Below are 15980 nucleotides of genomic sequence, written 5' to 3' on the forward strand. Positions count from 1 at the left end.
CCTCGAACGAAAAAGGCGACCTCAGCGGTCGCCTTTTTTGTGGGTGAAGGGTTTACACCGCTGACCGGCGAATGGTCGCCAGCAACCCGGCCGCCCCAATGAACAAACCGGCAAAGGTACGGTTCATGCGGCGCTGCTGTTTCGGTGTGCGCAACAAGCGCAAGACCTTTGAAGCCAACCCGGTGTAGCCCGCCATCACGATCAGATCGACAATGATCATGGTCACGCCGAGGATCAGGTATTGAGCCACCAGTGGCGCGTGGGGGTCGATGAATTGCGGTAATACCGCGAGCATGAACACCAGCGCCTTGGGGTTGCTGACGTTCACCAGGAACCCGCGAAACACTAGCGCCAGGGGCTTGCCGATCTGCCGGATTGCCGCGTCGTCATTCAGGTTGCTGGGCAGCGCGCGCCATTGCTTGACCGCCAGATAGACCAGGTAGGCCACGCCGAACCACTTGATCGCATAGAAGGCTGTGGACGAAGCGGCGAGAATGGCCCCGACACCTGCGGCGACAATCGCAATCTGCATCGCCAGACCCAGTTGCAGGCCCAGGGCGTTCCAATAGCCACGCAAGAAACCGTACTGCAAGCCACAGGACATCGACGCAATAGCGCCGGCGCCAGGAGAAAGGCTGATCACCCAGCAGGCGGCAAAAAACGCCAGCCATGTTTCAAGCACCATCGCACACCCCACTCAGACTCGTTACAGACGTCTAAGCTAATGCGCCTTTTGGCGAATGACTACCGTTTTTTTGTCGGACCTGCGCCCTGCCGACCAGCGTTATCAGCTGCCCGGCAGTTTTTCGCTGGTGCTCAGCGGGAATACATCACTGCCGCGCCAGCGGCGGACCGAGCGCTGGAAGAACAGACTGTTGGGTACTTGCACCATGGCGCTCCCGTTGCCGGCCTCAGCGGATTCGACCAACGTGGTGTAGAGCAGATTGATCGCCACCACCCGGCCTTTGACGCCCGGCTTGTCGGTGGTGTCCACCAACTCGACCACATCACCCAGGCGAAACGGCCCGACGGTGAAGATCAGAATCGCGCAGAGCAGGTTGGACAGCACACTCCACATGGCAAAGAACGCCACCGCCGCCACCGCGACAAAGCCGGACAACGCCGTCCACAGCACCGTCGCTGAAACGCCCAGGCGCTCCAATACAAAGATCAGCGCGCTGCCCATGATCAGCCAGCGCAAGCCTCCGCGCAGCGGCATCAGCAATTGCGGCGGAAACGGGTAACGCTGGCCCAGGCGGGTCAGCCCTCTGGCCACGAAACGCTGGGCCAGATAACCGGCCAGCAGGATCAGCAGAATTTGCCCGACAAACAGCAGCGGCTCGACCCATACGGCAGACCAATGCAGCTTCAGCGCCTCCATCAAGAGAGCGCCTCCAGCTCCGACTGCAGGCTCTCGAGCTGCTCCAGGGCTTCCATCCAGGTCTCTTCCAGCTCGGCCTCACGAACTTTCAGCCGGGCCTGTTCGGCCAGCAGATCGCGCAGCTCATCCTTGCGGGCCGCTTCGTACACCGCACTGTCGCCGAGGCTGGTTTCGATCTTCGCGAGTTTTTCGTGGAGCTTGCCCAGCTCGACTTCGAGCTTGTCGGCTTCACGCTTATGCGGCGCCAGCTGCTGACGCAATGCAGCGGCGGCCTGGCGTTGGGCTTTCTTGTCGGTTTTGTCGGGGTTGACCGGCGTGTTGTTGACCGGCGCGTTGCGCAGTCGATAGTCAACCAGCCAGCGGGCGTAATCTTCCAGATCGCCGTCGAACTCCTGAACCTTGCCATCGGCAACCAGCAGGAATTCATCGGTGGTGCTCTTGAGCAAGTGCCGATCGTGGGAGACCACCAGCACCGCACCGGTAAATTCCTGCAAGGCCATGGTCAGCGCCAGGCGCATTTCCAGGTCGAGGTGGTTGGTCGGTTCGTCGAGCAGCAGCAGGTTCGGCCGGCCCCAGGCGATCAACGCCAGTGCCAGGCGGGCCTTCTCGCCACCAGAGAAATTCAACACCGGCTCATCGATGCGCGCGCCGCGGAAGTCGAAACCACCGAGGAAGTCGCGCAGAGTCTGCTCACGTTCGGTCGGCGCCAGACGCTGCATATGCAGGAGCGGGCTGGCCTTGGAATCGAGAGAGTCCAGCTGATGCTGGGCAAAGTAGCCGACCACCAGGTTCTCGCCGCGCACCAGGCGACCGGCCAAGGGCTCCAGCTCACCGGAAAGATTCTTGATCAGTGTCGACTTGCCTGCGCCGTTCGGACCGAGCAGGCCGATCCGGGCACCCGGCGCCAGTTGCAGCTTGACCTTCTCCAGCACGGTCTTCTCGCCGTATCCCAAACGGGCGTCGGAGAGGTCGAGCAACGGGCTGGAGATTTTCACCGACTCGCGAAACACGAAATCGAAGGGCGAATCAACGTGAGCGGCAGACAACTCTTCCATGCGCTCCAGGGCCTTGATCCGGCTCTGGGCCTGACGGGCCTTGGTGGCCTGGGCCTTGAAACGCGCGATGTAGCTTTCCATGTGCGCACGCTGCGCCTGCTGCTTCTCGTAGGCTTGCTGTTGCTGGGCCAGACGTTCGGCGCGAGCACGTTCGAAAGCGCTGTAACCACCACGATAGAGGGTGATCTTGCGCTGATCGACGTGGGCCACATGGTCGACCACGGCGTCGAGGAAGTCCCGGTCGTGGGAGATCAGCAGCAACGTGCCGGGATAATTCTTGAGCCAGTCTTCGAGCCACAGAATGGCGTCGAGGTCCAAGTGGTTGGTCGGCTCATCGAGCAGCAGCAGGTCCGACGGGCACATCAGTGCCTGCGCCAGGTTCAGACGCATCCGCCAGCCACCGGAGAAATCGCCGACCTGGCGATCCATTTGCTCGTTGGTGAAACCCAGACCTGCCAGCAGCTTGCGCGCCCGGGCATCGGCGGTGTAACCGTCGGCACTATCGAGTTCGGCGTGCAGGCGCGCCTGAGCGGCACCGTCATGGGCCGCTTCGGCGTCGGCCAGCTCACGCTGCACCTCGCGCAGGCGCAGGTCGCCATCGAGCACATAGTCGACCGCTACCCGATCAAGGGTATCGACCTCCTGGCGCATATGGGCGATTCGCCAGTCCGCCGGCAGGAAACAATCACCCGAGTCAGGGGTCAGTTCTCCCTGGAGCAAGGCGAACAGGCTGGATTTACCGGCGCCGTTGGCACCGATCAGGCCGGCTTTGTGACCGGCGTGCAGGGTCAGCTCGGCGTCTTCTAGCAGACGTTGCGGGCCACGCTGTAATGTTAGGCTTTGAAGTCGGATCATAATGGCGGCGGAGTCTACCAGCTTCGCTCGCAACTGGCGCGAGTAGGAATATGTCCTCTGACCTGTGGAGCTCTACCCTGAACACCTACGCCCGACCCGGCGTCGAAAGGGCCTGCCTGGAACTGCAGACTGCCGGCGCCAATGTCTGCCTGCTGTTGTGTGCGGTCTGGCTTGGCCAGCGTGGCGTGGCTTGCAATGCCCAGCGCCTGCAGCAACTGCATCAGCTGGCTGACCCCTGGCATGACGATGTCGTGCAACCCCTGCGGCAACTGCGCAAGCAATGGCGCTCGGCGGCCCTTGAGGATGCGCAACTGACGGTTCTGCGCGAACAGGTCAAGGCGCTGGAGCTCGAAGCGGAGCGGCAGTTGTTGTTGCGGCTGGAGACGACGGCGCAGGACTGGCCGGAAGAGGCCGCGAAAGATTTACCTGCCTGGCTGGAAGGGCTGGCGGCGCAAGCCGCCACCCTGAACCGCGACGCGCTGAATAAACTACGCGTCGCGGTAACCGGGGCTTAGGAAGCGCTGGTTGGGGTGATGCTGCTCGCAGAGGCTGCTGGCGTTGCTACAGGCGACGCTGCAGGAGTGCTCGCAGACGTTGCCGGCGATGCTCCTGGCGCTGGAGTCACAGGCCTGGCCGCAACAGGAACCATTACCGGTTTAGCGGCGGCCGGCTTTTTCACGGCTGGTTTTGCTGCCGGTTTTGCTGCAGCTTTGGCAGGCGCTTTAGCTGCGACTGGTTTCGCCGCGGCAGGTTTGGCTGCTGGCTTGGCCGTCGCGGGTTTCGCGGCAGCAGTCCTGGCTGCTGGTTTAGCTGCAGGTTTAGCTGCGGGTTTGGCAGCTGTCGCTTTCGCGGCAGCGGGCTTGGCCGCTGGTTTGGCCGCAGCAGTTTTAGCAGCAGGCTTGACCGCCGGTTTTGCCGCGGCAGGTTTGGCAGCAGTCGATCTAGCGGCGGGTTTGGCAGCGCTGGCAGCGACTGCTTTTTTCACTGCTGGTTTCGCAGCGGGTTTGCTTGCCGCTTTAACCGGAGCCTTCGCAGCTGGTTTGGCCGCAGTTTTCGCAGGAGCCTTGGCCGGCGCTTTGGCAGCAACCGGCTTGGCCGCGGGCTTCTTCGCAGGGGCAGCGGCAGGCTTGGCGGAACGCAGGGACAGCGCCTTGCCTACAGCCTCTTTCACTCGACCAACACCTTGCGCCAGCTTCAGGCTTTCCTGGGCATCGCGCTTGAGTTGAAGAATGTAGGTGCGGGTTTCGGATTGACGATCCTTGAGCGCATCAAGCAGCTCTTCAAGCTCCTTCACTGCGCCCTTGGCTTTGGCTTGTGCCTTGGCCTTTCCGACCGACGCAGCGTCTTGCAGTTTGGTTCGTGACTTGTGCAGTTTTTCTTGCGCTTTTCCGCGTTGTTTTTCCAGCTTGGCGAGCAGTTTTTCAGCATCAGCCAAAGCTTGGGAGCAGGCGTTTTCCAAATGATCGAGCAGGCTGCCCGAGAGCTGTTGGAGTAAATGCAACGGGGTATTTACAGGCTTCTTATTGGCCGACATGGTTTACCTCCTAGCTTACGTTATTGCGGCTCATACTAGACCTCTGCTGCTACCGCCGCTAGGGCATCTTGACAGCATCGAAAGCGCTATGTTGCAGTGAATTGAAAATGTTCTTCACTGCCTTGAAAGTTGCTCAGCCGCGAAGACGTTCGCACTGGCATAATCCTTCGCATCTCAGGCCGGAGCGTGCCCATGTCGCGTTATCTTTTTTTATCGTTGTGGCTGGTTTTTTCGTTCGTTCAGGCCGCTGAAAAATCCACGGAAAATGACTCCCGCGATCTCTCTTACAGCCTCGGTGCCAGCCTCGGCGAACGCTTGCGCGAGGAGATTCCCGGCCTTCAGATTCAAGCGTTACTGGATGGCTTGCAACAGGCCTATCAGGGCAAGCCGCTGGCACTCAAAGAGCAACGGATCGAACAGATTCTTGCCGAGCATGAGAAGCGGACCGCAGAGAAATCCGCCCGACCGCAAAGTGAGATCGCCCTCGAAACAGAGAGTCGTTTTCTTTCAGCTGAAAAAGCCAGACCAGGGGTTCGTGAATTGGCGGATGGAATTCTGCTGACCGAACTGACTCCCGGCAACGGTCCAAAGGTGGGTCCCAATGGCAACGTCCAGGTTCGCTATATCGGTCGCCTGCCCGACGGCACGGTGTTTGATCAGAACAATCAGGCGCAGTGGTTTCGTCTCGACAGCGTGATCAATGGATGGCGCAGTGCATTGCCGCAAATGCCCACCGGTGCGAAGTGGCGACTGGTCATTCCTTCGGCCCAGGCGTACGGCGCCGACGGCGCGGGTGACTTGATTGCGCCCTACACCCCACTGGTGTTCGAAATTGAATTACTTGGTGTCGCTGGCTGAGTAAAAGCTCAAACGAAAAACGGCGCGCATAGCGCACCGTTTTTTGATGATCTTTTCGCCAAAGCGAAAAACTCAGACCTGAGCCGGAGCCTCTTCCTTGTGAGCCGTGTGCAGCACTTCGATCAGGCAATCTTCCAGTTCGAAGCGTTCGTGCAACAGACCACCCAACTCTTTGAATTTTTCCGCGACGCACTTTCCAGCGTCACAGAGATCGTTGAAGGCCAGCAGCTTTTCGGTGATCACATCGATGCGCGGATAGATCGTCTCGGCCAATTCCAGCCCGCGGGTGTCACCAAACGCCTTGGCTTCTCCGGTCAGCTGTTCGTAGATCTCGAAATGCCCGGCCGAAACATAATCTACCAGGACTCCGCAGAATTCCTGCAATGGCTTTCGGTTCTCGCCCAGCGCTTCTGGCTTGGCGCCGAGAGCATCATAGGCCCGAACCAGTTCGTGACGCTCCTGCAACCAGCGATCGATCAGCAGATGCACTCCACCCCAGCGTTCCTGAGCATTCTGACAACTTTCGAGCATGGTCTTTCTTCCCTTATGGGTAGTGCCGTCCTACACCCGCCGCAAGACTTGAACGATCAAGATTCGGCCAAGCAGGGCGCCACTGAGCAACATAATTCCAATAACACGTGCGGGCCAGATTATGCCCGCGCGACAACTGCTTCAAGGTACGCAGGAGATAAAGTTCATACAAGCGTTTAATCTCGAACGGTAGGGCAGAAGCATAATCACCTCCCGACCGCTCTACTGCGGGTGAAACGCAGGAATTGCAGCAGCTGAAAAATGCCCAGGCAGATCATCCCTACAAAGAACAACAGGCTCCACTCGGGGATGCTCATATCGAACAGCGTCCAGGAGATTCGAGTGCATTCGGCAGTCCCCTGGAAGACCCGTTTCAACGCACAGGACCAGGACATGTTGCCCAGCAGGTACTCGAGACCGGGCGAACATCCCTGCCAGCGCTCCTGAGGGGAATTTTGCAACAGCACATGCCGCCACGCGGTGAGCATTCCGCCAAGACAGCTGAGTACGCTCAATAGCCAATACAGGTAACAACCCGTGCGGCTTGGCCCATGCACGGCTGCAATCAGGCAAATCGCCGTGAACAGAACCAGAAAGAACCGCTGCACCGTACACAGCGAGCAAGGTTCGAGCCCGACCGCATATTCCAGGTATAACGAGGCGCCCAGGGCTAGGGCACCTGCGGTGAACGCCATGAGGAACAAGGAGCGTGAGCGGGCCAAAAACATGGCTAATCCGTAACAAAAGAGACAGGCAGTTACGGTAGAGGAAAGCCCGCAACCCTTTCAAGACGGGCCTTAGCGGACACTTCCTCCAGACTGTAGGGAAATCCCGACAGAAAATGGGAGATCAGATGTAGTCCGACGTAGGATGCAGCCTGGTGTCAGACAATACGCGGAAAACTCTGACACCTCTGAAATGGCCGGCCCACCCTGGAGGAAGAACCAGCCATCCACAGCGCGCCTTACACGCGAGCCGGTACGGGTAGAGGCGAGGCCAGCAAGCGCTCGTCCAACAGCCCCAGGCCTTCCTGAAACAGCTGATTGCTGCGCTCGGTATCACCCAATTGCGCCAGCAGCCGCGCGAGCTCGGCGCAAGCTTCCGGATTACGCTGCAGCCGCAAGCTGCTCTCCAGATAATCTCGTGCCTTGCCCCACAAACTGCTCTGCAGACACAGACGTCCGAGGGTCAGCAGCAGGCTGGGATCCGCCGGGTGATCTTTCAACCAGCCCTCGGCGATGTGCAATTGCCGCCCGGGATCACTGCCACGAAGTAGCCCGTAAAGCCGGACCAGATGACTGTCGTATTGGCGTTTGAGGGCGCCACGCAGGACCTCTTCGGCCTTGACCTCGGCACCCAGTTGCCGCAGTTGTTCGGCATAGGCCAGCACCAATTGCGGTTCCTGGCGCTGCGCGGAACTGAGTTGCTGCCAGGCACGATCGAGCGACTGCAAACCTGCCGTGTCGTCCTCTTCCCGTCGAGCCGCCAGTGTGAGGTTTTCACCCCAGGCTCTGCGCTCCAGCTCGATCAGCTCGGCAGGCGGCAGAACCTTGTCTTTGCGCAGTTCCGGCAGCAGACGGATCAGCGCCGACCAATCGCCCCGCTGCTGATGCAGGCGCTGCAACTGACGCAGGACCTGAACACTGTGCGGATGACGCTCATGCATGGTTTCCAGCGTGACGAGTGCGCCGTCGGTATCACCGCGGTCGATCTGCAACTGTGCGTGACTCAAGGCGATCGCCAACTCGGCCTGAGGCTGGCGCTCAAGGGCTCGCTCAAGCAGATTGTCGCATTCTTCATACAGCCCCTGCTCGTTCGCCGCCCGCGCAGCGCCGAGGTAATACAGCAACGGTTGGCGCTCGGCTTCGGCAGCCCGGTGCAAGTGCCGCTGAGCGCTGGCCCAGCGACCTTCGGCGAGGTCTATCTGGCCGTGCTCGATCGCCACTTGCACGCGACGACTGCGGTTGCGTCGCGACCATGGATTGACCACGCCACCGGACGTGGTCAGCAACTCGATCAGCAACTTCACCCCCCAGACCAACAGCCAGATGACCGCCAGCAGCATCAGGCTCGCCCACAGGCTCGACTCATAACGAAAGCTCTTGTAGGCGATCAGGACATAGCCTGCGTGCTCGGCGATGGCCAACCCCAGCAATGCTGCAGCAGCAATGACCACGAACAGGATCACATAGATGCGCTTCATGGGCTGGTCTCCTGCGCAGCGTTCGCGGCAGGTTTGGCGGGGGTATTCACCGACTCCTCGACACTCGGTTGGCGACGTTCCAGATAGGCCTGGACCGCGCTCAAGGTCGTCGCCAGATCAGGGGTAACCACGGTAACCGGTTGCTTGCTCAGCTCGCCGACCCGCTCAAGCATCAATTTGCTTTGTGGGTTGTCCTGATTGAAGTTGCCTTTGAGAACATCCCGGGCCTCGGCCAAGGCCTGGGTATAAACCGCCGCCTGCCCATTGAGCGCAGCCCACTGCGCCTGTTCGAGCGCGAGGCTGAGCGCCAGCCGGACCTGGGTCAGGCTCTGTCCCGCCAATAAGGGTCGGACATTTTTGTCGGCATTGAAGTCGATGCGGATATAACGCGAGATTTCATCCCACCACTGCGCCCAGCGACTGGCGCCGTCGCCATCGGCCGTCAGGCCCAGCAGCGAATCGCCGCTTTTCTGATATTCAGGCGCCAGTGCGCTGAGTTCAACCACCTGATCGCGCAAGGCGCCCAGTTGCAGGAACAGCCCGGTACGGTCCGGCTGGTCGGTACTGCGCAGCGCCGCCAGGCTTTTTGCCAACTGCTCGCGGGCGGCGAAGGATGCAGGGTCATTCTGTTCGCGGAGGATCTCGTCGGCACCTTGCACCAGGGCATGGGCGCTGCTGATGTCCTGCAGCGCCGACAGTCGCAGGCTGGCCAGGCGCAACAAGTGCTCGGCTTCGGCCAGGCGCCAGTCCTTGCGGCTGGCTCCCAGCACGGTTTCGAGTCGCTGGTTCAAGCGTTGCTGATCACCTTGCAACTGCGTCACCAGACGCCGCCGATCTTCCAGCTCATCGGCGGCCGGCAATTGCTCCAGCCGCGCCGTCAGACGTTGTTCGTTGAGTTTGAGGGTCTGAGCTTGATCGCCAAGCACTTGCAACTGCCCCAACTGTTGCTGGTTATGGGCTTGCAGGCTGCGAACCTGCAAAATCCCCCAACCGCCAGCAGCGATACCCGCCGCCCCCAGCAACAAGGCCAGAATCACCAGCCCATTGCCCCGGCGTTGCGCGGTGGTGGTCGCAGGTTCAGCCGGCGCGTCGACGGCTGGCTGGACTTCATCTTTAGGCAAGGTTGTTTCGCTCACGTATCCATCCTTTGCATTAGGGAACGGGCACGGGTTGCTCCCGTAACGCCGTCAGCAAAGCCGCGGCGCTGGCGCCGCGACAATCCACAACTGTTCGGGCGCCGGCAGCACGCGCCATCTCGGCGACCCGAGGGCTTGGAACAAACAACGGCAGCCGCGCCAAATCGGGCCAGGCCGTGCCTGCCAATTGATGCAGGTGCTCAAAACCCTGTCCACTGCTGACCACCAGGCCGTTCAGGCGTTCCGCGGTAATCCGCGCAGGCAGCTGCGCCGACGCATACTGCGGCAGGCAGCGACGGTAGAGCTCCAGATAATCGACACTAGCACCTTGCTCGCGCAAACGCTCAGCCAGCAGCTCGCGCCCGCCTTCGCCGCGCATGATCAAAACCCGTGCGTCGGGCCGCGCGATAGCCTCGCGCAATTGCGGTAGCTCAAGCAAGGCCTCGCTGTCATCACCCGCCTGGGGGTTGCTCACATCAAGACCGAAATCGGCGAGAATTTGTGCGGTGGCAGCGCCCACACTGAACCAGCGCTGAATCGGTGGCTGCGGCCAGTGTTGCTCGAGCAGTTCCACACCCAGCCGGGCCGCAGGTTTGCTGACCACAATCACCGCACAGTAGCGATCCAGCTCGAGAATCATCGCGCGCTGAACCCCGGAAACCGGTAGCGCCTCGATTTCCAACAATGGCAGACTGCTGCTGAAAACGCCGACCTCAGCCAGGACCGCGGCCAGCGCCGCAGACTCCTCCGTGGGTCGAGTCAGCAGCAGGCGCCAGCCTTTCACTCTTTGTCGGCCTCACCGTAGACCGCTTGCAGAATCTCATCGGCCCCTTGGGCCAGCAGGTCTTCAGCCACTTGCACACCCAGTGTCGCCGCCGCGCTTTGCGGACCTCGGGCCTCGGCGCACAGCAACAGACCACCGTTCGGATCCCCGACCAGGCCACGCAACCAGATCTGCTCGCCTTCAAGCACGGCATAGCAGGCGATCGGCACTTGGCAGCCGCCATTCAGGTGCTTGTTCAGCGCACGTTCGGCAGTGACCCGAGTGGCGGTGTCCTGATGGTGCAGGGGAGCGAGCAAGGCATGAATCTCGGTATCGACGCTGCGGCATTCGATACCGACTGCGCCCTGGCCACCTGCCGGCAAACTGTCGTCGACACTGATCGAGGAGCTGATGCGATCTTCGAAGCCCAGGCGAATCAAGCCGGCGGCCGCCAGAATGATTGCGTCGTACTCGCCGGCATCCAGCTTGGCCAGACGGGTATTGACGTTGCCGCGCAGGAAGCGGATCTGCAGATCCGGCCGGCGGGTCAGCAACTGCGCCTGACGACGCAGGCTGGAGGTGCCGACCACGCTGCCCTTGGGCAGGTCATCGAGACTGGCGTAGGTATTGGAGACGAAAGCATCGCGCGGGTCTTCGCGCTCACAGATGCAGAACAGACCGAGCCCTTCGGGGAAGTCCATTGGCACGTCTTTCATCGAGTGCACGGCAATGTCGGCCTGGTCTTCAATCAGAGCGGTTTCCAGCTCTTTGACGAACAGGCCCTTGCCGCCGATTTTCGACAGCGGGGAGTCAAGCAGCTTATCGCCACGGCTGACCATGGGCACCAGCGTCACGACCAGGCCGGGATGGGCTTCTTCCAGGCGGGCTTTGACGAATTCGGCCTGCCACAAGGCCAGGGCACTTTTGCGGGTAGCGATGCGAATTTCGCGAGGGGACATGGATCAATCCGTACTGAATAGATACGGCAGATAATAACAGCTCAGGCAAATCAGCTTTGACTTGAATCAGAAAGTGCGTGGCCTCCCTGGCCTCGCATACCCGCAACCGATGGTGAAAACCGCGCGCAGGCGCTGGACTAAAGCTGTTGCATCATCTTTCGTACACCGGCTACATGGCGTCGGCTGACAATCAGCGCATCGCCGTTGAGGCCCTTTAGAAACAGCTGAAAATGCCCCAGCGGAGTACGCTGCAGGCGTTCGATTCGCTCGCGAGCCACCAGGGCATTGCGATGGATACGCACGAAACGGTCGCCGAATTCATCCTCGAGCGCCTTGAGCGGCTCGTCCAGCAGGACTTCGCCACCTTCATGGCGCAAGGTCACGTATTTGTGATCGGCGATGAAATAGACCACCTGATCCAGGGGAATCAGTTCGATGCCTTTACGGGTTCGTGCGCTGATATGACTGCGTGGACCGTTGCCACTTTCTGCTGCCGGACGGGTCAGGGCTGCGAGCTGGACGCGGTTGGGTCGCTCGGCCTTTTTCAGCGCTTCAAGCAATTGCTCGGAGCGTACCGGCTTGACCAGGAAGCCTACCTCGCTGATCTGGAAAGCATCCAGGGCAAATTCATCATGGGCGGTGCAAAACACCACCGCCGGCGGTGCCTCGCGTTCGCACAGTCGAGCAGCAACCTGCAAGCCGTCGAGGCCAGGCATGCGGATGTCGAGCAGCACGACATCCGGCTTGAGGCTGTCGATCAAGGCCAACGCCTCTTCGCCATTGGTGGCGCTCGGCTCCAGGACATTGTATCCCTCGAGGTCGCTGACCATACGGCTCAGTCTCTCGCGGGCCAGGGGTTCGTCATCAACGATCAGGACATTCATATTGCGCTGGATTCCTGCGTGAGTCTCGCACAAGGATAGCGTAGACAGGTGACGTGACATCCGTCACGACGATCCACGCTAAGAGTAGCGCGAGGGCCAAAAAGTGCCCCGAGTCGGGAACCTATATTTACCAGTGCCTGCCGATTACCGTTCCATGCCCGTTTTGGCGCGGCATCATCGTAGGGATTGCTGATACACAATACGCATACCCCCCTCTTTATAGCTGGCTTCTACTCTGAGCACATCGCTGTCGATTCGCGGCGCGATTTCATGGATCAGAGCGTGTGTCACTACGGTTGCATGGTCAGTTGCCGGACAGGCAAATCGTCTGAATTTTTTCTGACCTCTAGTGCAACTGTAGACGCTCGCCAAGACGATATTGCTCAATCGAAAAATATCGTCTCGCCAGCACCCACTGATGACGCCAGCGCAACAGGTTCGCGGCCCTTGTTCAACGTCCGGCCTCATAGGCCCCAGTCTCTGCCCGCAGGGGTTCAACGGCAAGGCACCAGGCAACGCATGGAGAAATAAAAACCTGCCGACCAGTGTCAACGCCAGCCAGGGCAACCCTGTTATTATCCGCAACAACTTTTCACGCCATCTTCCTTCAGCAGATCACGAGCGAATTCATGAGCACTGACAAGACCAATCAGTCCTGGGGCGGCCGCTTCAGTGAACCCGTCGACGCCTTTGTCGCCCGCTTTACCGCCTCCGTCACTTTCGACCAGCGCCTGTATCGCCACGACATCATGGGTTCGATAGCCCACGCCACGATGCTGGCCAAGGTCGGCGTTCTGACCGATGTCGAGCGCGACAGCATCATCGACGGTCTGAAGACCATCCAGAGCGAAATCGAAGCCGGTTCGTTCGACTGGCGCATCGACCTGGAAGATGTGCACATGAACATCGAAGCCCGTCTGACTGACCGCATCGGCGTCACCGGCAAAAAGCTGCACACCGGTCGTAGCCGTAACGATCAGGTAGCGACCGATATTCGTCTGTGGCTGCGCGATGAGATCGACCTGATCCTGGCGGAAATCACCCGCCTGCAAAAAGGTCTGCTGGAACAGGCCGAGCGCGAAGCCGGCACCATCATGCCCGGCTTCACTCACCTGCAAACCGCCCAGCCAGTAACCTTCGGCCACCACTTGCTGGCCTGGTTCGAAATGCTCAGCCGCGATTACGAGCGTCTGGTGGATTGCCGCAAGCGCACCAACCGCATGCCACTGGGTAGCGCGGCATTGGCGGGCACCACCTACCCGATCGATCGCGACCTGACTTGCAAGCTGCTGGGCTTCGACACCGTCGGCGGCAACTCCCTGGACAGCGTTTCCGATCGTGATTTCGCTATCGAATTCTGCTCCGCGGCGAGCATCGCGATGATGCACCTGTCGCGCTTCTCCGAAGAGCTGGTGCTGTGGACCAGCGCGCAGTTCCAGTTCATCGATTTGCCTGATCGCTTCTGCACTGGCAGCTCGATCATGCCGCAAAAGAAGAACCCCGACGTGCCAGAACTGGTGCGCGGCAAGAGCGGCCGGGTGTTCGGCGCACTGATGGGCCTGTTGACCTTGATGAAAGGCCAACCGCTGGCTTACAACAAGGACAATCAGGAAGACAAGGAACCGCTGTTCGACGCCGCCGACACCCTGCGCGATTCGCTGCGGGCCTTTGCCGACATGATCCCGGCGATCAAACCCAAGCACGCCATCATGCGCGAAGCGGCGCTGCGCGGTTTCTCCACGGCCACCGACCTGGCCGACTACCTGGTGCGCCGTGGCCTGCCATTCCGTGACTGCCACGAAATCGTCGGCCACGCCGTGAAGTACGGTGTGGACAGCGGCAAGGACCTGGCGGAAATGAGCCTGGAAGAACTGCGCAAGTTCAGCGACCAGATCGAGCAGGACGTGTTTGCCGTGCTGACCCTGGAAGGGTCGGTGAATGCCCGTGACCACATCGGTGGTACGGCGCCTGTGCAGGTCAAGGCTGCAGTTTGTCGCGGCCAGGCGTTATTGGCTAGTCGCTAGATCTTAGTGATCCCGAAAAGATCGCAGCCTCCGGCAGCTCCTACAACGGCGTACACCCTCGAAATTTGGGGTGTACGCAAACCTCGCAGGCTACGATCTTTTACTTTTGGGCGCTGATCATCGCCAGGAACGCCGGCATCGCGGCGTCTCTGTCCGCGGCGATCCGTTGTGCATTTGGCATCTGCTCCAGACGCTCAAGCAGCGCTTTGGCGGCGGGCAACTCATTCAGAAAATCCACATCGAACAGCTTCTTGCCCACTGCACAGGCCAGCGGCACGCTGTACAGAAAATACAGATCCGCAATACTCAGCGTTTCACCCGCCACGTAAGGGGCGAACTTGCCGTGTCTGCCCAGGGAGGCAAAACCCTGCAGCAACTCGGCCTTGGTCTTGTCCTTGATCGCGTCCGGCACCGTTATGCCGAAAAACGCCTCGGCGTAACAGGCGCGAGCCGGCAACTCGATGTACAACTCGATTTCCCTGGCCAGTGCCAGCACCTGGCTGCGCTGGAATGGATCGTTCGGCAACAGCGTCGGGCCTGGTTGGGTTTGCTCGATGTATTCGAGGATCACACTGGTTTCATTGATGAACCCTTGCTCGACACCCAGCACCGGGACTTTTCCCCGCGGACTGATGGCAAGGGCTTGCGGGCTTTGACCGGCATAAAACGGCACTTCTTCAAACGGCAGTCCCTTCTCCAGCAACGCCAGCTTGATCATGTTGTAGTAGTTGCTGACGGAAAATCCATAAAGCTTGAGCATCACAAAGCCTCCAGGCCGTGTAGGGGTTGGCAGCGCAAGTTATAGAACTTCAGATGCAGTCTGACCAGCAGCATCAAAATGCTGAATGCAGTTAAACTGGCCGCCTTTCCTTGAGGAGCCTGCCATGAGCGAGCCAACCCCCGGCACCAACAAAAACGACGACAACGACGAAGAAGATTTCACCGAAGCCACGCTGATCGAAGCGATCGAAAACCAGATTGAAAGCGACAACCCGCCAGCAGCCAAAGCGACCCTCAATAAACTGACCCTGGTCGGTTACGAGCGTGAAGAAATCCTGCAGTTGATGGCCCACGTGCTGGCCGTCGAAATCGATGCAATCCTCGAAGAAGATCGGGCGTTCAATACCGAGTGGTATGAGGCTGCCTTGCGGGCACTGCCAGAGCTGCCGCCAGAGAAGAAATGACTCTCCCCTTTCTCGGACGGGCTTTTTGTGGCGAGGGAGCTTGCTCCCGCTGGGTCGCGCAGCGGCCCTGAAACCTGAGAACGCATTTTGCCTGAATGACCGCATTGGCAGGTTTACGGCTGCTGCACCCCCGAGCGGGAGCTTGCTCCCTCGCCACAGGGTTTTATGTCGTCAATCAACCAGCATTTCTCCAGACCCTGACTACACTGGTAACACCCCGCCGCCACAAGAACCACGGGGTTACCACAACAGCCTGCCGCCTCAGGCAAAAAAAGCGCTCAGCGAACACTGGACAGCTTGCACAAGTGCGGTCACCTTAGGAGCGCTACCGTCTAATTCCTAGAAAGTCTGGAGTCCTTATGTCGCTTACCCCTGAGTTGGTTGCCGAACTGGAAATCCTCGCACTCTTCAACCTGGACAGTTCCCAGGAAGGCCTGAAAATTCATCAGACAGCTGCCCCGAAAGCCATCGCTGCCGCACAACGGCTGTTCGACAAAGAACTGATCACCCAAGTCGATGGTGGTTATCTAACCAGCCTGGGCCGGGACGCCGCGCAGCAAGTGCAAACCTTGCTGACTATCCTGACCGTTCAAGAAACCGCATAAGCACCAGC

Annotated in this window: 17 protein-coding genes; 5 read left to right on the top strand and 12 right to left on the bottom strand. The window is 60.0% G+C overall.

The genetic code is table 11. The features are described 5' to 3' along the window. Positions 1 to 52 precede the first annotated feature (52 nt). From ACA064_RS30405 to abc-f, 3 genes are all read right to left on the bottom strand, one after another. Positions 53 to 685 carry a LysE family transporter gene (locus ACA064_RS30405; protein ID WP_497671394.1) on the bottom strand — a complete coding sequence of 211 codons (633 nt, stop codon included), beginning with the start codon at positions 683 to 685 and terminating at the stop codon, positions 53 to 55. Positions 686 to 787: 102 nt separating this feature from the next. Beyond that, positions 788 to 1381 carry a mechanosensitive ion channel family protein gene (locus tag ACA064_RS30410; protein WP_150806109.1) on the bottom strand — a complete coding sequence of 198 codons (594 nt, stop codon included), beginning with the start codon at positions 1379 to 1381 and terminating at the stop codon, positions 788 to 790. Further along, entirely contained in the window at positions 1381 to 3291 is a 1911-nt protein-coding gene (abc-f, locus tag ACA064_RS30415; protein WP_497671395.1) for a ribosomal protection-like ABC-F family protein, read from the bottom strand. The genes ACA064_RS30410 and abc-f overlap by 1 nt, the downstream gene beginning before the upstream one ends. A 50-nt stretch (positions 3292 to 3341) precedes the next feature. Between abc-f and ACA064_RS30420 the strand changes: the two genes are divergently transcribed. Next, positions 3342 to 3806, top strand: a complete 465-nt coding sequence (locus tag ACA064_RS30420; protein ID WP_497671396.1) for a TIGR02444 family protein — start codon at positions 3342 to 3344, stop codon at positions 3804 to 3806. On the opposite strand, the gene ACA064_RS30425 is transcribed toward ACA064_RS30420, so the two are convergent. Then, positions 3803 to 4825, bottom strand: a complete 1023-nt coding sequence (locus ACA064_RS30425; protein ID WP_497671397.1) for an AlgP family protein — start codon at positions 4823 to 4825, stop codon at positions 3803 to 3805. The two genes, ACA064_RS30420 and ACA064_RS30425, sit on opposite strands and share 4 nt — an antisense overlap. A gap of 192 nt (positions 4826 to 5017) precedes the next feature. Here ACA064_RS30425 and ACA064_RS30430 point away from each other — a divergent pair, with 192 nt between their 5' ends. Then, the gene (locus tag ACA064_RS30430) at positions 5018 to 5683 is read left to right on the top strand and encodes an FKBP-type peptidyl-prolyl cis-trans isomerase (protein WP_497671398.1); all 666 of its coding nucleotides are present in this window, start codon (positions 5018 to 5020) and stop codon (positions 5681 to 5683) included. 72 nt (positions 5684 to 5755) lie between these two features. Here ACA064_RS30430 and rsd read toward each other — a convergent pair whose 3' ends face one another. The 7 genes from rsd to ACA064_RS30465 all read right to left on the bottom strand — a co-directional run bounded on the left by rsd (position 5756) and on the right by ACA064_RS30465 (position 12159). After that, complete coding sequence (rsd, locus tag ACA064_RS30435) at positions 5756 to 6214, bottom strand: sigma D regulator (protein ID WP_497671399.1); 459 nt, start codon at positions 6212 to 6214, stop codon at positions 5756 to 5758. Between the two features lie 206 nt (positions 6215 to 6420). Next, positions 6421 to 6942, bottom strand: coding sequence for a disulfide bond formation protein B (locus tag ACA064_RS30440; RefSeq protein ID WP_497671400.1), 522 nt, complete (start codon positions 6940 to 6942; stop codon positions 6421 to 6423). Between the two features lie 236 nt (positions 6943 to 7178). Beyond that, entirely contained in the window at positions 7179 to 8417 is a 1239-nt protein-coding gene (locus ACA064_RS30445) for a heme biosynthesis protein HemY (RefSeq protein ID WP_497671401.1), read from the bottom strand. Beyond that, positions 8414 to 9553 (bottom strand): uroporphyrinogen-III C-methyltransferase, encoded by a 1140-nt coding sequence (locus tag ACA064_RS30450; RefSeq protein ID WP_497671402.1) that lies wholly within the window; start codon positions 9551 to 9553, stop codon positions 8414 to 8416. The genes ACA064_RS30445 and ACA064_RS30450 overlap by 4 nt, the downstream gene beginning before the upstream one ends. Positions 9554 to 9569: 16 nt before the next feature. After that, positions 9570 to 10337, bottom strand: coding sequence for a uroporphyrinogen-III synthase (locus ACA064_RS30455; protein ID WP_497671403.1), 768 nt, complete (start codon positions 10335 to 10337; stop codon positions 9570 to 9572). Continuing rightward, on the bottom strand, positions 10334 to 11275 hold the full coding sequence (gene hemC, locus ACA064_RS30460) for a hydroxymethylbilane synthase (RefSeq protein ID WP_497671404.1): 942 nt from the start codon (positions 11273 to 11275) through the stop codon (positions 10334 to 10336). Before hemC ends, ACA064_RS30455 begins: the two co-directional genes overlap by 4 nt. Before the next feature lie 137 nt (positions 11276 to 11412). Next, entirely contained in the window at positions 11413 to 12159 is a 747-nt protein-coding gene (locus ACA064_RS30465) for a LytR/AlgR family response regulator transcription factor (RefSeq protein WP_150640710.1), read from the bottom strand. A gap of 629 nt (positions 12160 to 12788) precedes the next feature. On the opposite strand from ACA064_RS30465, the gene argH reads away from it, so the two are divergent. Beyond that, positions 12789 to 14183, top strand: coding sequence for an argininosuccinate lyase (gene argH, locus ACA064_RS30470; protein ID WP_497671405.1), 1395 nt, complete (start codon positions 12789 to 12791; stop codon positions 14181 to 14183). A 100-nt stretch (positions 14184 to 14283) separates the two neighbouring features. Here the strand turns inward: argH and ACA064_RS30475 are convergent, their stop codons facing one another. Beyond that, positions 14284 to 14943 carry a glutathione S-transferase family protein gene (locus tag ACA064_RS30475; RefSeq protein ID WP_497671406.1) on the bottom strand — a complete coding sequence of 220 codons (660 nt, stop codon included), beginning with the start codon at positions 14941 to 14943 and terminating at the stop codon, positions 14284 to 14286. Between the two features lie 124 nt (positions 14944 to 15067). On the opposite strand from ACA064_RS30475, the gene ACA064_RS30480 reads away from it, so the two are divergent. Next, on the top strand, positions 15068 to 15367 hold the full coding sequence (locus ACA064_RS30480; protein WP_150640713.1) for a hypothetical protein: 300 nt from the start codon (positions 15068 to 15070) through the stop codon (positions 15365 to 15367). 359 nt (positions 15368 to 15726) lie between these two features. After that, positions 15727 to 15972, top strand: a complete 246-nt coding sequence (locus tag ACA064_RS30485; RefSeq protein WP_489358325.1) for a TIGR02647 family protein — start codon at positions 15727 to 15729, stop codon at positions 15970 to 15972. The last annotated feature ends 8 nt before the right edge of the window (positions 15973 to 15980 follow it).

It is taken from the genome of Pseudomonas sp. LBUM1658, from assembly GCF_059716055.1.

Coding starts and splice junctions, on each gene's coding strand:
- ACA064_RS30445 (WP_497671401.1), bottom strand. CDS start 8,417: ATGAAGCGCATCTATGTGATCCTGTTCGTGGTCATTGCTGCTGCAGCA.
- ACA064_RS30485 (WP_489358325.1), top strand. CDS start 15,727: ATGTCGCTTACCCCTGAGTTGGTTGCCGAACTGGAAATCCTCGCACTC.
- ACA064_RS30430 (WP_497671398.1), top strand. CDS start 5,018: ATGTCGCGTTATCTTTTTTTATCGTTGTGGCTGGTTTTTTCGTTCGTT.
- ACA064_RS30440 (WP_497671400.1), bottom strand. CDS start 6,942: ATGTTTTTGGCCCGCTCACGCTCCTTGTTCCTCATGGCGTTCACCGCA.
- ACA064_RS30405 (WP_497671394.1), bottom strand. CDS start 685: ATGGTGCTTGAAACATGGCTGGCGTTTTTTGCCGCCTGCTGGGTGATC.
- ACA064_RS30420 (WP_497671396.1), top strand. CDS start 3,342: ATGTCCTCTGACCTGTGGAGCTCTACCCTGAACACCTACGCCCGACCC.
- ACA064_RS30480 (WP_150640713.1), top strand. CDS start 15,068: ATGAGCGAGCCAACCCCCGGCACCAACAAAAACGACGACAACGACGAA.
- rsd (WP_497671399.1), bottom strand. CDS start 6,214: ATGCTCGAAAGTTGTCAGAATGCTCAGGAACGCTGGGGTGGAGTGCAT.
- ACA064_RS30425 (WP_497671397.1), bottom strand. CDS start 4,825: ATGTCGGCCAATAAGAAGCCTGTAAATACCCCGTTGCATTTACTCCAA.
- ACA064_RS30410 (WP_150806109.1), bottom strand. CDS start 1,381: ATGGAGGCGCTGAAGCTGCATTGGTCTGCCGTATGGGTCGAGCCGCTG.
- ACA064_RS30475 (WP_497671406.1), bottom strand. CDS start 14,943: ATGCTCAAGCTTTATGGATTTTCCGTCAGCAACTACTACAACATGATC.
- argH (WP_497671405.1), top strand. CDS start 12,789: ATGAGCACTGACAAGACCAATCAGTCCTGGGGCGGCCGCTTCAGTGAA.
- abc-f (WP_497671395.1), bottom strand. CDS start 3,291: ATGATCCGACTTCAAAGCCTAACATTACAGCGTGGCCCGCAACGTCTG.
- ACA064_RS30465 (WP_150640710.1), bottom strand. CDS start 12,159: ATGAATGTCCTGATCGTTGATGACGAACCCCTGGCCCGCGAGAGACTG.
- hemC (WP_497671404.1), bottom strand. CDS start 11,275: ATGTCCCCTCGCGAAATTCGCATCGCTACCCGCAAAAGTGCCCTGGCC.